This is a genomic window from Paraburkholderia caribensis, assembly GCF_002902945.1.
GTDB lineage: Bacteria > Pseudomonadota > Gammaproteobacteria > Burkholderiales > Burkholderiaceae > Paraburkholderia > Paraburkholderia caribensis.
The window spans coordinates 1,016,382-1,032,241 of sequence record NZ_CP026103.1; the positions used below are offsets into that span (position 1 = coordinate 1,016,382).

A 15,860-nucleotide genomic window follows, 5' to 3' on the forward strand; every position below is an offset into this window, starting at 1 on the left:
GAACGACAACCGGGGGCCGCCCGAGGCGATGCAACCGCGTGGGACTGCGTCTTTCCGTCAGCCACGCGTGTGCGATCGGGCTTTCGCTATCTTGCATTCTCGCGCACGCTTCGCAGGACATAGGGGCAACTCGGACTGGTAGACAAGTTCGAAGTGGTCGATACGCCTCAGGCCGGTTGCAGTTCACCGATCTTAAATCGGCGAGGGTCGCCGCAGTCTTCGCCGCGCGCATTTGCGCATCACTGGTTTCATCACTGCCGTGCACCACGATCTCGTGTCGTGAGCAGGTTGCCGGGCAGCGACCGGACAGCCCAGGCTGCATGCGCACCGCTCCTCAGGTATGAAATCAGGGTATCGACACGTTCACGGGTGGGATTGATCTGGGTCAATCAGTGCCCGCCTCACAGTGCTTGAATCAAGGTGCAAACAGCAGGAGCGACCATGGTTCCCCGTTCCGTCAAGGCACCGACCATTCCCATCCCCTTCCACAAACTGCTGAAGGTCGTGGCGATCGTTGACCGCAACGATCCCGATACCAAAGAACTTATCGACGGGATTGCGGCGGAGAACATAAGGGTTGAGGTCACCGACAGCACCGCGCGGGATTTCGATGAAGACGCAGATGTTGGCGCTTATATCGTACGAGTCGACGGCGAACACCTTGAGCAGGCGCGTAACCTTGCGATTGGCGTGCGCTCGATCGGTTTTCATATCCCGCTCTGGGCGTTGGCCGACACCCATCGCATCGCCGACCTCGTCGTGGCGGGCGGGCTCGGCGAAGTCGATGGCTATATCTACCTTGGCCAGCAAACTCCCGCCTTCTACGCGAAACAGGTCGCCGCAAGTCTTGTGAAGTACGGCATGAGCCTCCTTCCGCCTTTCTTTGGAGGGCTCGTTGCCTACGACGCGGAAGCGAACATCGCTTTCGACTGTCCCGGACATCAGGGCGGACAGTTCTACCGGAAATCACCCGCGGGACAACTCTTCTTCAAGCACTTCGGTGAAAGCATTTTCCGTAACGATCTTTGCAACGCGGACGTCGATCTCGGCGACCTGCTGATCCACGAAGGACCGGCGGCGGATGCCGAGCGTCACGCGGCTGAGGTATTCGGTGCGGACCAGACCTATTTCGTCCTTAACGGTACCAGTACCTCGAACAAGATCGTAACGGGTGCGGTGCTGCGACGCGGCGACCTGGTGCTGTTCGACCGGAATAACCACAAGTCCGTGCATCAGGGCGCGCTGGTGCAGGCGGGTGCCATTCCCGTTTTCCTGCCGACTGCACGCAATCCGTTCGGCATGATCGGCGCGGTCGACTGGGACGCATGGGACGAAGACTGGCTGCGCGAGCAGATCCGGGCAAACCCGCTTGTGAGGGATCCCGCACGCAGCAGGGCGGAGCGGCCATTCCGTCTCGCGTGCATCCAGCTCGATACCTATGACGGCACTATCTACAACGTACGCAGGGTGCTGGAGAAGATCGGACACCTGTGCGAATACGTGCTGTGGGACGAGGCATGGATCGGCTACAACGCGTTCCACCCGTTGTTCGAAGATCACAGTCCGATGCGCCTGAAGCAATTGACGCCCGATATGCCGGGACTGTTTTCGACGCAATCCGTGCATAAGCAGGGCGCCGGCTTTTCACAGGCGTCGCAGATTCACAAGCGCGATGAACACATCCGTGGCCAGAAGCGCTTCATCGAACACAGGCGGTTTAACGAATCGTTCCTGATTCATGCGAGCACTTCGCCTTTCTATCCGCTCTTTGCCTCGCTTGATGTGAACGCGAAGATCCATGAAGGAAAGGCGGGCGAGATGCTGTGGGACGGTTGCATCGAACTGGGTATCGAGGCGCGCAAGAAGCTGCGCGAATTCGTGCACCACTACGCGGCCACGGGGCAGTGCACAGAAGAGCAGTGGTTTTTCGATCCCTTCGTGCCCGACGTTGTGACACTACGTGGTTCGAGATTCATGACGGACGTCGAGAACGTGGCCTGGGAGTCGCTGCCGACAGACGTCATCAAGCGCGAGCAGCAATGCTGGGCATTCGATCCCGAGGCGGCATGGCACGGCTATGCAGGCTACGCCAAAGGGTACGCGATGGTGGACCCGAACAAGCTCACGCTGCTGACGCCCGGAATCGATAGAAAGACGGGCGGCTATCTGAGCTTCGGCGTTCCCGCGACTGTCGTCGCAAATTATCTGCGCGAGGAGGGTGTTGTTCCGGAGAAGTGCGACCTGAACAGCATCCTTTTTCTCATGACACCGGCCGAGGACGAAAGCAAGCTGAACACGCTGATCGCCAGGCTCGTCAGGTTCAAGAACCTCTGGGATCGCGACGCGTCACTGGCCGAAGTGCTGCCAACATTGTACACCGCGCATAGCGCACGATATACAGGCTACACGCTCCGTCAGGTTTGCAACGAGATGCACAACTTCTATCGCGAATCCAACGTAAAGGAGTTGCAGCGCCTCTGCTTTCGCGCGTCAAGCTTCCCTGAACTCGCAATGCCACCCGAGGCCGCATACGGGTCGCTTGTCGCAAACGATGTCGAGTATGTGCCGCTCGACGCCGTTCGTGGTCGCATCTCCGCGACGCTTGCGCTGATCTACCCACCCGGCATTGGCGTTGTCTTGCCCGGTGAACGTTGGGACGAGCGCGCGCAACCGATGCTCGACTACTTCATGGCTTTCCAGGAATCATTCAACCGGTTTCCCGGCTTCAACTATGAAGTGCAGGGCGTGTTCCAGGAACGGGAAGGCGGCCGTATCCGCTTCTATACCTACGTTGTCCGGGAATAGCCGGCGTCGAACGGTCCAGCCGTTGGGAGGCAAACATGTCTGATCAACCCAGGAAGATGAGCGTCGTGCAACTGACGTTCATTGTTACGGTAAATATGATGGGCTCGGGCATCATCATGCTGCCCACCAATATGGCAAAGGTGGGGGCAATCTCCCTGCTGTCGTGGCTCGTCACGGCGGTCGGGTCGCTGGCTATTGCCTATGGCTTCGCCGAAGCGGGGCTGCTGAACCAGCGCGCGGGAGGAATGGCAGCCTATGCTGAGGATGGCTATGGCAAGGACGGCTACTTCCAGGTGTTCTTCCTCTACTTCCTGTCAATCGCTATCGCGAATGTTGCGGTCGCAAGCTCGGCGCTCGGCTATCTCGCGGCGTTCTTTCCTGTGCTCACATCGTCACCAGTCGCCACCTGCATTGGGGTGATCGCGCTGCTGTGGCTCACTACCGTCGCAAACTTTGGCGGCCCGAAGGTCACGGGACGCATTGGCGCGGTGACCGTATGGGGCGTCATCCTGCCCGTTGGGTTCATCTCGATCGCCGGGTGGTTCTGGTTCCACGGCGGAACATTTGCCGCCGCCTGGAATCCCAAGGGCGTCAGCCTGCTTGAGGGCATGGGTTCAAGCATTTCGCTGACCCTCTGGGCGTTCCTCGGCATGGAGTCGGCAGTGCAGAACTCATCGGCCGTCGAGAATCCCAAGCGGGACGTCCCACTGGCGTGCATGTTCGGCACATTGGGCGCGGCGGTGATCTATATCCTGTCCACGGCAGCTATCCAGGGCATTGTGCCCAATGCTGACCTCGCCGCATCGACGGGGCCGTTCGGCCTGGCCTTTGCGCGCATGTTCAACCCGGCTGTCGGTTCGATCGTGATGGCGCTTGCGGCGCTGGCATGCGTGGGTTCACTGCTCGGCTGGCAGTTCACACTGGCCCAGACGGCCAAGGATGCGGCGGACTGCAGGATGTTCCCAGGCATTTTCGGCAAAGCGAACAGCATGGGCGCACCTATCGCAGGCATGGTCATCATGGGCGTTGTCCAGTCGCTGATGGCGTTGTCGACCATTTCGCCGAATCTCAGCGAACAGTTTGCGGCACTGGTCAATCTGGCTGTCGTCACCAATGTGCTGCCGTACATCATTTCGCTGTCGGCGTTGTTCACGATGATGCGCAACGCAGGCACGACGCCCGCCAAATACCGTCTCAATGCGATTGTGACGGTTATCGCGCTCGCGTACTCCGTCTTTGCGATTTATGCGTCCGGCAAGGACGCGGTGCTCGGCGGCATGCTGGTCATGGCGATCGGCTATGTGATCTACGGCTTCATGGCGTTCCGCTTCACCACGGTGACTTCATCCGGACGATCGTCCGCGGCCTCTGCGGTGGCTGCACTGGCAATCGCTTTTCTCGTGCTGGCTGGCCTGCTGCCACGGCCAGCCCACGCAGATGAGCCTGCTTCAGCGGGAACGCTGGCGAGAGTCAAAGAGTCTGGCACGATCAATCTGGGCTACCTCAGCGACGCGCAGCCGTTTTCCTACAAGGACCAGACTGGCCGCATCACCGGGTACACCGTGGCGCTGTGCCAGAAAATCGCCGATGAGATCAAGGCCGAGGGCGGTCTCGGTACGTTGAAGGTCAACTGGGTAGCCGTCACGCCTGACGTCCGTTTGCGCGCCGTGCAGGAGCACCGGATCGACCTGTTGTGCGGAGACGCAGACACGCTTGCGGGAAGGGCCGGCATGTCGTTCTCGATCCCGGTGTATCCAGGCGGAATCGGCGCTGTCGTGCGTTCCGATGCGCCGGCCGGGCTGAAGGAAGTACTGTCTGGAGCAACTCCGTCGCACCCCACCTGGCGTGCGGTTCCGGCGCAACTGATTTCGCGGCAGACCATTTCGGTCGTCGATGGTTCGCCAGCACAACGCTGGCTCGGCGGCAGGCTTGCGCAATTCCAGATTGCTGCGTCCGTTGTTCCCGTCTCCGATGTGCAGTCGGGCGTTCGCAGGGTGCTGGACCGGCAGTCGAATGTGTTCTTTGGCGAACGTTCGCTGCTGCTCGCGGTTGCCGGCAGCAGTCCGGCATCTGGCGACCTGACGGTGCTCGATCGGCACTTTACCTATCTGCCAGTGGCTATCGGAATGGCTCGGGGAGACGACAATCTGCGCCTGCTGGTCGATCGCACACTGAGCCGGCTATTCGCTACTTCGGAGTTTCCCGCGTTGTACGCGAGGTGGTTCGGTTCGCCCGATGCGGATACGCGCAATTTCTTCCGGCTCAGTGCGCTGCCGGAATGAGATCAGCGGGTCAGCGAGGCGGTCCGCAGCGGGCAGTCTGTCATTGCTCAGGTGTGGATGGTGGCTGAGTTGTTCGCAATCGGGGATGAGTCAATCCAGCGTAGGAGGGTACCAAACCATGAGTCGTTACCTGGGCCTGGGACCAAAAAGGTCTTCACACACGGCTCCGTCCGCTAGCGATATCTTGCAGGACACGCAGAATTTCTCGCTGGTGCTGGGCGGCCCGCTATTTCAGTTGCTGCGCCGGACTCATATGGCCGACGATGCGATGGAACTGATACGGCAACGGGTGATCGTCATCACGCTCGTGGCCTGGCTGCCACTTCTTGTGCTCGCAGCACTTGAGGGGCACCTTCTGAATCGCAGCGTGGCTGTGCCGTTTTTGCTCGATCTGGAAGTTCACATTCGCTTCCTGGTTGCTGTGCCTATCCTGATCATCGCCGAGCTTGTCGTGCATCGTCGCCTTCGTCCAATCACGCGAGCATTCATCGACCGGGGAATCATTCCCGAGGGCTCCGTAATGCGGTTCGACGAGGCCATCAGGGCGGCATTCCGGCTGCGTAATTCGGTAGTGGCCGAGCTGCTGCTGGTCGCGCTCGTCTATGGTGTCGGCATCCTCATCGTCTGGCGTCAGTACACCGCACTGCAAACGACGGCGACCTGGTATGCAGTACCCACATCAGGCGGCCTGAAGCTGTCGCTCGCCGGCTTCTGGTATGGCTACGTGAGTGTGCCGATATTCCAGTTCCTCCTGGTCCGCTGGTATTTCCGATTGTTTATCTGGTCACGGTTTCTCTGGCAGGTATCGCGCATCGACCTGAACCTCGTTCCTACACATCCCGATCGTGTCGGCGGGCTGGGATTTCTGGCCAATACCGTCTATGCGTTCACGGCCTTGCTTGTCGCGCACGGTGCAATGCTTGCCGCCCAGTTCGCCGGCCGCATCTTCTTCGCTGGTGCCGCACTCACGGAATTCAAGGTTGAAACGGGTGCGATGGTTTGCTTCCTGCTGTTCCTCGTATTTGGCCCCTTTCTGGTTTTCGCGCCTCAGTTGGCGCGGGCGAAGCGTATGGGCCTGAGCGAATACGGCGCGCTGGCCGAGAGGTACGTGCGCGAGTTCGACGCCAAATGGCTGCGCGGCGGCGGACCTGCCGGCGAGGCGCTGGTGGGGAGTGCAGATATTCAGTCGCTCGCGGATCTCGCCAACAGCTTCGATGTAGTGCGGACCATGCGTATCGCGCCCATTACGCGGGACGCCATCGTGCGGCTCGCGGCTGCAGTGCTTGTACCCATTGTACCGCTGGCGTTGACCATGATGTCACTGGAAGAACTGCTAAAGAGACTGTTTGGACTGGTCTTTTAGGAAACAATCGCTACCCCTGAGTGTCGACGTTGAGTCCGGCGTGACGCTTTGCACGCTATCGGGCGCTGCCGCCATCCGCCTGCCGATGGCTCACGCGGAGACGGTCCGCACAAACAATACCGCGCAAGCGAATGTCGATAGTCAAACCGAAGCGGCGCGCGAGGGTGGGTCGCCTTGCGTGGTACTTGACATGCATCAATCAGCATCCGCCCGATCGGCGGTGTGATATAGGCGTGTCAGGTCAATGTTCGTGAAGGCAATCACGAACGGGGCGTCTAAAACCACCCTCGATTGACACGCAGCGGTGAGCCGGTCTCCGGTGGAACGAGAGGGCACCGCGTAGACCGGGAGCGTGATTCCATGTCTGCGCGCTGCATGTTGGGCGGCAGATCAACAGGTCGTTCGCAAGGTCACATCGCCGGGAGCACCACCGGATAGTCAAGGTGGCTGACGACCTGTTTTACGCCCGGGACGCCTCGCGCCGCGATGCACGCGGCTTTGCGCTCCTCCTCGCTAAGGATCACACCCCAGAGGTGTACCTCGCCTTCGTTGACGATCACCTGCCCTCGCGATAGCGCCCAACGTTGGCCATACATCGCATTCAAGATGGCCTCGCGTATCTCTGCGTCGGCTTGTACGACCGGCGTTTGTTTGTTGTCGTGCGTGCTGCTTGCGAGCGCACGCACGAGGTCGGCGCGACTCACCAGACCTGTCATCTTGCCGTCTTTCAACACCGGAACGCGCTTGATGCGATGCCGCTCCAGCAGAGATGCAACTTCCGAGAGAGGCGTGTCCTCGTTTACGGTGATGACGTCGACAGTCATCAGATCTTTCACTATCTGAGCATGCTCTTTCACGTACTCGCCAGCCAGTTCCCGGCTAGATGCGAGAAACTCCAACCACCAGGAGCGGCGCCGGCCGCCCGTGCCTATTTCGCGACGGTGCACCAGATCCCCCTCGCTGACGATGCCAATGAGCTTACCGTCGGCAGTCTTTACCGGCACCGCGCTGATCGAGTGTTCGACGAGGAGCCTTGCGGCCTCCCGTACGCTCATCTCGGGGGTAGCGAAAATGACCGACGTTGTCATCACGTCACGCGCCCACATGAATTCTCTCCTTCAACGCTTTAACCTCTGGCGGACTGTATTCGGGAGAAACACAGTCGTGGCACCCGCGCTCACCGGAAACAGGCTGGGTCAAGATGTATGGTCCACGTAGCAACGCATGATTCGCTTGATCCAGATCAAGTGCGAGTGTGTCGCGCAGCGAAGCGTGGTACCGCGTCGGTCATGGGGCGTCGTGGTGAGTGGGTATCTCCAGTGGAGAAATTTCGCTCAACGCTCTTTCTCCACAACAAGCGGCGATTGCGTCGCGGGTGGCGTCGCGCAAATCTGCCGCAGCCTTCATGTCTTCTCCCGACGGTGCCAGAGCTGGAAGCACGGTAACTGTGATACCGGCTCGCATTGGCAACCACTGTCCATCCGGCAGCACAACGCGCGTGCCAGCGATTGCGACAGGAATCACGGGCCGGCGCGAAACGCACGCGGTAATAAAAGCGCCGAGCCGAAATTGCCGCAGGCCCGCGGATCTGACGAAGGTTGCTTCGGGAAAGAAGAGCAGCGAAGTTCCGGCGATTGCCTGCTTTACCAGTTCGCGCTCGTCGTCGGCCATGCGCCGATAGTCTGCGCGTTCGACGAAACGTACGCCTATTGCGCGAAGGAAGCGGCCGAGGAGCGGTGCGCTGGTCAGCTCACGTTTTGCAACAATATCGAGTGGGATGGGGAGGGCCGCGAGTAGCACCAGCCCGTCCAGATAACTCGCGTGATTGGCAACAAAGATCGCTGGCTGTGCGCTGTCAATGAGATCGACGCCGCGTACGGTCACGCGAATTCCTGTCAGCCGCAGGGCTAGTCGTGCGGCGCGCGATGCAATCCTCCAGTTTCGCTTCGCGTCCGGGTGCCACACAGTCGTCAGCCATGCGGGTATGGCTACAAAGATGATGCTGATCCAGCACCATGCACCGTAAGCGAAGCGTCCGCCGGCAGTTCGGAGCCGTCGGCCGACAGGCAGTATGGTGTTCGCGCCGATGTCGAGCCACTGGCGCCATGGCGGGCGTGGCAGAAGGTCCCCGCGACTGCGCAGATAAAGATCCAGAGTGGCAGCGTGGCGGATCTTGCCGCTGGATGTCTTTAGGATGCTGTGCGGCGGAACCAGGGCGATTTCTTCTGGCGGAGCGCCCAGCAGGGCCACAGAGGCTTCGTTGATGCCAGTACGTATCGTCGCGAGCGTGGCAGGGGCAGTTACGCGAGTCTCTGCGATGACGAGCAGTCGATCAGTACCCGTCTCAATGTCCGGCGTGCCGCACACCGCGACGCAACCGGTCCGTACTCCAGGCAGACGCCCTACGGCCGCTTCCAGCTCATACGGGAAAAAGTGACGCCCGGCCCGAATCACCAGATCCTTTACGCGGCCCGTGATAAACAGCTCTTCATCGGCGAGATATCCCAGATCGCCGGTATCGAGCCAATCATCGTGAATCAGCTGTGCAGTCAGCGCGGGGTTGTGAAAATACCCACGGGTCGAGGAGGGACTGCGGAATTCAATTCTGCCGATCGCTCTTTCGGATACCTCATTGCAGTCGGCATCGACAATACGAATCTGGTTACCGGGTAACGCGCGTCCACACGACACCAGTTCGAGCACGTCATCAGGAAATTCCGCTTGTGCTGCACGCTGCGAGTCAGCCAGTCGGACGCGACTGATACAGTCTGTCCGCACGCCTCGGCCAGGCTCCGAAAACGCCAGTCCAAGCGTGTTTTCTGCGAGGCCGTAGACAGGGGTCAGCGCAGTCTGCCTGAACCCATGGCTGGCAAAGCGTGCAGTGAATGCGCGCATGGTGGATGCACTGACGGGCTCCGCGCCGCAGAATGCCAGGCGCAACGAGGACAAATCGACGCCTTCGAGATCGGCGTCCTCGATCCTGCGTGTGCAGCGCTCATAGGCGAAGTTGGGTGCTGCCGTAATGGTGGCGTGGTAGCGACTGATTGTCTGCAGCCAGTGCGCCGGACGCGCAAGAAACGTCAGCGGGGACATCAGAACCAGTGGGATCCCGAAGTAGAGCGGGCCGAACCACGCTCCAATCAGTCCCATGTCGTGATACAGGGGAAGCCAACTTGCGAAGATGTCGTGCTCCGCGATCCGGGCAGTCTGACCCATCGCCCGGATATTGGCGAGCAGGTTCGCATGCGTGAGCACGACGCCTTTGGGCATGCCAGTGCTGCCGGACGTGTACTGAAGCAGCGCGACGTCGTCAGCGTGCGGGACATACCGTTCGGTATCCATCTCGCCCATGAGTTGAGGCGCCGCAACGATCTGGTGTAACGTTGGTATCCTGGCCTTGGCCAGAAGGCCGGCTCCAAACGCGTGTGAGGAGACAATCATTACACGTGCACGCGCATCATAAAGAATCGCCGCGTGCCGCGCCAGGTGATCGTCGATCCGTGCGGATTGCGCAGGCGGATAGACGGGCACGACGATGGCGCCGATGAGCAGTATGCCGGCGAAGCATGCGAAATAGTCGCTGCCCGTTGGCAGCATTAGTGCGACGGTATCTCCTGGATTGACGCCGACCTCGCGCAACCCGCGCGATACCCGCAGGGCGGCCTCGTGCAGCGCTGCATAGGTCATCGTATGTGATGCGGAGTCATCGTCGAGAAATGCGATGTGAGTGCGTTCCGGGCGTCGCGATGCATGCCACTGCAGTGCGTCGACCAGCGTTCTTGCATCAGTGGGCGGGTCCAGTGCACCGTCCGGCGCGCCAAGCTCGATGGCACCGATCGGGGATGTGGACCGCCCGGATGTTTCCCCCTCGAGGAAGCGCAGTAAATCACGTGGCGTTACCGCCTGCCCAAACAGATCAAGTGGAAAGCGCACGCCGAGCGCTTTCTCGATGCGGCTCAGCAGTTCGGTGCGAGCGAGACTGTCCAGCCCGAGATCACGTTCGAAGTGGCTCTCAAGTCCTACGGCAAGGGGCTTGTGCCCTCTGGGACTCATCTCTGCCGCAAAGGCATCAACTATCTCCAGCAACCGCTGGACGTTGGCCGACGAGCGACCGGCGGCGTCATCTTTCATTTCACGTGGCCGCGTTGGGGGGCGGAGTTACAGCATAGGTGCCATGCAGAAGGCAGCGCTTGATCGTTATCAATTACGCAGTTATGCCTGGCGGTGCAATTGAGCCACGTATCGATACAATCGCATTTCGTAATCCTTAGACCAGGGCGCGGCGGAGTACCTTGCCGAGTTGGTCCAAAGGCAAGGTATCGCGGACTTCAACCAAGCTCGGAATCTTGTAGGCGCTCAGGTTGGCGCGGCAATGTGCCCGCACTTCAGCCACAGTGATGCCTATTGAAGACGGGACGACGAATAGTTTCACGGCCTGTCCCGTCCGCTCATCCGGCACGCCGATTGCCGCCGCGGTGGTTATGCCGGGGAGCGCAGACACCACGGCTTCCACTTCGGATGGATACACCTTGAAACCCGACACGATGATCACGTCTTTCTTGCGATCCACGAGCACGAGCATTTGCGTAGCAGTGAAGTAACCAACGTCGCCTGTGCGAAGCCAGCCATCGTGCGAGATGGCCTTGGCCGTCTCGTCAGGGTTCATCCAGTAACCGCGCATGACCTGCGGTCCCCGGACCCACACCTCGCCGATGCTTCCCGCGGCGACCAGGGCGCCGTCGTCATCGCGAATGCTGACTTCAGTTGAAGGCAATGGATATCCCACCGACCCGGAAAATTGCTTTGCATTCGCCGGATTCACACATACCACCGGTGATGCCTCGGTCAGCCCGTACCCTTCGACGATCGGCACTCCCGTTGCTGTCTGCCATCGCGCGGCAACGGACGGCTGAATCGCTGCGCCGCCACCGATGACCAGGCGCAGCCTCGACCAGTCGATAGCGCGGAAATGTGGTGCGTTGTGAAGTACGCGGAACAGCGTGTTTACGCCCAACATGGCGGTGGGCCGAGTGCGGCGCAAGGTTCTTACGAGCCCAGCGATATCGCGCGGATCCGTTACGAGCACATTGTGTCCGCCAAGCTCGACGAACGTCAGCAGACTCGCAGTCAGCGCGAAGATATGAAACAGCGGCAGCGGCGTGATAACGGTCTGAGGCGTAGAACAAAACGCCTCACCCAGCCATGCGCGGATCTGAGCAACGTTGGAGCTCAGGTTACTGTGTGTGAGCATTGCACACTTCGGGGTGCCTGTCGTGCCTCCAGTGAACTGCAACAGCGCCACATCGTCGAGGGAGGCAGAGGGGCGATTTCGCGCTTTGGGGTACTGGCGCGACAAGGCGGCACTGAATGTCCAGTACCTACGCTTTGTTGGGCGAATCGAGTCTCGAGCAACGCGCTGCACAAAGTCGATGGCGGCACGCTTTCGCAGCGGAAGCAGATCGCCCACCGCGACGGATACGACTGCTTTCGCCTGATTCTCATCAAGAATATCGTCGAGTTTCCAGGCGAAATTCTCGAGTACCACGATCGCTGAAACTGCCGTCGTAGATAGCTGGATCTGAATCTCACGGGGTGTTGCAAGAGGGTTGACGTTTGCGACGATAAGTCCAGCGTCGAGTACGCCAAAGAAAGCCACTACATAGGGCAAGCCGTTCGGCAAGATGAGCGCCACGCGCTCGGACGGCTGAAGCCTGAATTCGGTGATGAGAAACCCCGAGAAACGGCGCGCATATTGCGCAACGTCCCGATATTCAATCGTATGATTGAATGAACTGAACGCCGGGCGTCTGGCGTAACGCGTGCAGGCCAGTTGGAACATTTCGGGTAATGTCCGGACGCTTGTAGCATCGATAGCTGCGACAGGCGGCTCGGCCCCGTGGCAGTCTATGGTATCTGCGCGTTTCATGGTTCGCGGGGCATGTGCTCGATGTGGCAGGCGCCGACGCAATAACGACTGTGCACCTGAGGCACCGTCTGTGCTTTTCAGGTTCCGCGTTTCCTGGCGCGGTGCGCCCGATGCAACGGGAGTCTTGCACGGATTCCAGAATACGCATCCCGCGCCCGGGTCAATTGAGCGGACAGACCGCTGAGGCTGGCGATCTGCCTGCGAAGGCGTGGATGAATGCAGGCCAGTCCGAGAACGAAGAAGGCTCCCGGCAGTATCAAAAGGCCAACGATTGCTGCGCTTTTCAACATGACTCCTCCAGAAACCGCATTTGTGTCGCCATGGACCTAGCATAGGTTTCATGTGTCGGGATGGATTGACGTGTGTCAAGACCCTCATAAACTCCGGGCTTATGCCCACGCAAAGTGTTCCTCGCATCCAATTCTCGCCGTCTGGCGGAGTCGGTCGTCGGAAGTCTAAATGGCGTGCCAGCGGAGCATTGTGATTGATCTACCAACGCCAAACCATCAGGCTACCGACGCGGCAGCTTTCTAAAGAATCTTCGGAGAAGGGCGGCGCCACCGACGATGACACCGGTCGCGAACAACCCTAGCAAAAACACGTAGCCGATTCGCTTGCGAAACTCGGCGACGCGTTCGTGGAGAACGAAACTTGTGTAAGAGGTTACGTCACTGGCGGCGTTGTGGTCTGTCGCCCGATATAGAAAGTACGAGCGGCAGATATCGTCGTCGGGTGGGGACGCGAAAAGCACGGAGCCCGGCACTATGCGTCCCACTTTTCGGCACTCAGGCGACATCATTTCCGTCACGATTGCGGTGTTGATTGGATGATCGACGATCGCACTCAGCCAGGTTGCGGCGATCGCCAACAACGTGCTTACAGCAATCGCAAAGGCCCATCTGGTTCGTCCACCCCGGCGGCGATTGTTTTCGACTTTCAAGGCGCTGCTCCGTAACTACCCTTCTACGCTTCTTCGCCAGCAAGGAGGACATGAACGTACCGGGTCTGCGCTATGTAGCAGATCGGGTGATCGACCAGGCTCGACCGACGTATGGACCGCGCGTGTACCAGGCATAGTTACAAGCTGGCATCTTCCTCCCAGTTTGATCTGAATCAATAACTCGTGTAACTCGCGTGATAGCTTAAATTCGGCCGATGTAATCCGCGTGGTGATAGCCCCGGATCCAGTCGGGGCCCGTCTCCAAGGTGACGACATGGGCAGGTGGCTTCTTATCGGATGTGCCTTCATTGCATTGATCGCCGTCGCGGCGTTTGCGGTGCTGCAGTACGTTATTTGGCAGAACGCGGATTGACACGCTAGCGGTCACTGCGGCAAAAATCGCGGGCTTCAGATATGTTGCGTCTATTCCCCAGTCTGCCTTGCCACGCGCGGGCAGGCGGATGACATCAATATGGCCGGGAAGATTGCCGGCCAGTTCACTTTCTGTGTAAATAAAATAAAGCGCTACCATCCGCTCTGAATCGAGGACGAGGATCACGTGCAGAGCTTTTGAAGATCGGGTCTTGCGACTCTTCAAACACTGCCGCCTGTTTTGGCACCTGCCTCGTTACGCTTACTTTCCCAACCTGATGACAGGAAGCATCGGCCTGGGATATCGATCCCGTTTGGGGATTACCGAACTGGTTATCTTCGTGGGTCCTTGAAAGGTAGCAGGTTACGCCCTTCAGGAGGGGATCATCATATGCCGATATTTCTACTTCGCCGCCATACCGTTGCGAATGAGTTGAAATTCTGGCAAGTTCATCGCCGTGCGCTGCCAGGCTCGCGCATATCGCTACCGCTATCGGCAGAGTGCGTTGCAGCACAAGATATCGTTGCATGACGTTCTCCTCAACACGGTTGGGTGCCGACGTCAAACCCGAACTTCTTTCACAGACCTCTAGAACGACACTACGTCGCGCCATCCATTGGAGCTTGACGCACGTCAAACGATGATTCGTCCCGGGCGCCATGCTGGTGTGGTGAACAATTTTTTACCAGGTCGGAGCCGCCGTGCGGGTATGCGTGACAAGTGCCACACGCTCGAGAAGCCGGGCCGGGAGGTAACCATGTCTATTTTTCGTGCGAGAGTATTTTCAACGTCACTTCTCGTTGGGGCAATACTGTGTGCCAGCGTGTCGGCGCAGCCGCTGCCGGCGCCAGCAGTGCAAAACGGGATCCGATATGTAACAGGCGGCATCGGAGAAGATGAAGTCAAGGCCTTCCATTCAGTCGCACCCAAATACAACCTGCGGGTCACGCTGTCGGCGAAGTCTGGTCATTACCTCTCCGATGTCGACGTGAGGATCTACGCTGGAACCCGATCTCTTCTGGTTGTAAGGACGGCAGGCCCATTCCTCTTCGCACATTTGCCTGCAGGCCAGTACCAGATCTCTGCGCGTGACAGACACGTAACAAAAACAAGGAAGGTCGTGGTTCCGGCGCGAGGCGGCATCGATGTTCATTTTTCCTGGGAGGATCCAGACAGGCACGACGTCATGCAGTTATGTACCGGGTGCCGCACACCTTGATCATCATGCGTGGCGTTGCCGGGCAGACATTTCGCGGAGCTTTGCACGGAGTTACACAGTAACTCCGTGTCCGGTGGATCTGCGTCGGTTCCGCCAGCCTGAGTTCACTGACAAGGGGAAGCACTGACGCAAATCAAACGGTGACGCGCGAGGAGCAGTGTTGCAATTCTAGACCTTGAGTGGATCACGGAAGTGGTGACCAGTTGCCCGCCCTGACAGACCTTGCTGCTTTAATGTTGAGCGAATAATGGAGACCGTCTTTTCCGTCAATGCAGTCAGCAAGGTCTACCCGATGGGGAGCGTAAGCGTGCACGCGCTCAACGACGTGACTCTGGAACTGGAAGCTGGAGAGTTTGTGGTTCTGCTGGGCGCGTCGGGCAGCGGCAAATCCACGTTGTTGAACCTGATGGGCGGACTCGATACGCCGACGGCCGGCACTATCAATTACCGCGACCATCGCCTCGACTCTGTGCCCGACCGGGACCTTACCCGATTCCGTCGCGAACACGTCGGCTTCGTGTTCCAGTTCTATAACCTCATACCGGGTCTCACCGCACGTGAAAACGTGGCGCTCGTAACGGAGATTGCAGATCAGCCGCTTGATCCCGACGTCGCCCTGGATATGGTCAGCATCGGCACACTTGCCGATCATTTTCCTTCCCAGATGTCGGGCGGTGAACAGCAGCGGGTCGCGATCGCCCGTGCAATAGCGAAACGCCCAGATGTCCTGTTGTGCGACGAGCCAACGGGCGCGCTGGATTTCCAGACGGGGCGGGTCGTGCTCGAAGTACTCGAACGCGTCAACCGTGAGTTCGGAACCTTGACAATTGTCGTTACGCACAACGCTGTCATCGCTGACATGGCGAATCGGGTCGTGCGCATGAGCAGCGGCACAATCGTCGAAGATCGTCGAAACGCGAGGCGTTCGCGAGCCCGGGATCTGTCATGGTAA

General features: G+C 59.4%; 11 protein-coding genes. 5 read left to right on the forward strand and 6 right to left on the reverse strand.

Features of this window, described 5'->3' with window-relative positions; all coding sequences use genetic code 11:
* The first annotated feature begins 441 nt into the window (after nucleotides 1-441).
* From speC to C2L66_RS34080, 3 genes are all read left to right on the forward strand, one after another.
* Nucleotides 442-2,805, forward strand: a complete 2,364-nt coding sequence (gene speC, locus C2L66_RS34070; protein WP_060608099.1) for an ornithine decarboxylase — start codon at nucleotides 442-444, stop codon at nucleotides 2,803-2,805.
* 35 nt (nucleotides 2,806-2,840) lie between these two features.
* Entirely contained in the window at nucleotides 2,841-5,087 is a 2,247-nt protein-coding gene (gene potE, locus C2L66_RS34075) for a putrescine-ornithine antiporter (RefSeq protein ID WP_060608103.1), read from the forward strand.
* A 118-nt stretch (nucleotides 5,088-5,205) separates the two neighbouring features.
* On the forward strand, nucleotides 5,206-6,450 hold the full coding sequence (locus tag C2L66_RS34080; protein WP_060608106.1) for a hypothetical protein: 1,245 nt from the start codon (nucleotides 5,206-5,208) through the stop codon (nucleotides 6,448-6,450).
* Nucleotides 6,451-6,860: 410 nt separating this feature from the next.
* Here C2L66_RS34080 and C2L66_RS34085 read toward each other — a convergent pair whose 3' ends face one another.
* The 6 genes from C2L66_RS34085 to C2L66_RS34110 form a co-directional block, all read right to left on the reverse strand.
* Nucleotides 6,861-7,556, reverse strand: coding sequence for a CBS domain-containing protein (locus tag C2L66_RS34085; RefSeq protein WP_060608108.1), 696 nt, complete (start codon nucleotides 7,554-7,556; stop codon nucleotides 6,861-6,863).
* A gap of 181 nt (nucleotides 7,557-7,737) precedes the next feature.
* Complete coding sequence (locus tag C2L66_RS34090) at nucleotides 7,738-10,581, reverse strand: AMP-binding protein (RefSeq protein WP_060608111.1); 2,844 nt, start codon at nucleotides 10,579-10,581, stop codon at nucleotides 7,738-7,740.
* Between the two features lie 136 nt (nucleotides 10,582-10,717).
* The gene (locus tag C2L66_RS34095; protein WP_060608113.1) at nucleotides 10,718-12,289 is read right to left on the reverse strand and encodes an AMP-binding protein; all 1,572 of its coding nucleotides are present in this window, start codon (nucleotides 12,287-12,289) and stop codon (nucleotides 10,718-10,720) included.
* A gap of 598 nt (nucleotides 12,290-12,887) precedes the next feature.
* Complete coding sequence (locus C2L66_RS34105) at nucleotides 12,888-13,316, reverse strand: hypothetical protein (protein WP_063803396.1); 429 nt, start codon at nucleotides 13,314-13,316, stop codon at nucleotides 12,888-12,890.
* Between the two features lie 202 nt (nucleotides 13,317-13,518).
* Nucleotides 13,519-13,914, reverse strand: a complete 396-nt coding sequence (locus C2L66_RS42330) for a hypothetical protein (RefSeq protein WP_322789561.1) — start codon at nucleotides 13,912-13,914, stop codon at nucleotides 13,519-13,521.
* A complete protein-coding gene (locus C2L66_RS34110) occupies nucleotides 13,814-14,350 on the reverse strand; it encodes a CreA family protein (RefSeq protein ID WP_322789558.1) in 537 nt (178 codons plus the stop codon). Before C2L66_RS34110 ends, C2L66_RS42330 begins: the two co-directional genes overlap by 101 nt.
* A gap of 96 nt (nucleotides 14,351-14,446) precedes the next feature.
* Between C2L66_RS34110 and C2L66_RS34115 the strand changes: the two genes are divergently transcribed.
* Together C2L66_RS34115 and C2L66_RS34120 are read left to right on the forward strand one after the other, a co-directional pair.
* The gene (locus tag C2L66_RS34115) at nucleotides 14,447-14,908 is read left to right on the forward strand and encodes a hypothetical protein (protein WP_082670558.1); all 462 of its coding nucleotides are present in this window, start codon (nucleotides 14,447-14,449) and stop codon (nucleotides 14,906-14,908) included.
* A gap of 247 nt (nucleotides 14,909-15,155) precedes the next feature.
* Nucleotides 15,156-15,860: an ABC transporter ATP-binding protein gene (locus C2L66_RS34120; protein WP_060608121.1), complete on the forward strand. Its 705-nt coding sequence runs from the start codon at nucleotides 15,156-15,158 to the stop codon at nucleotides 15,858-15,860.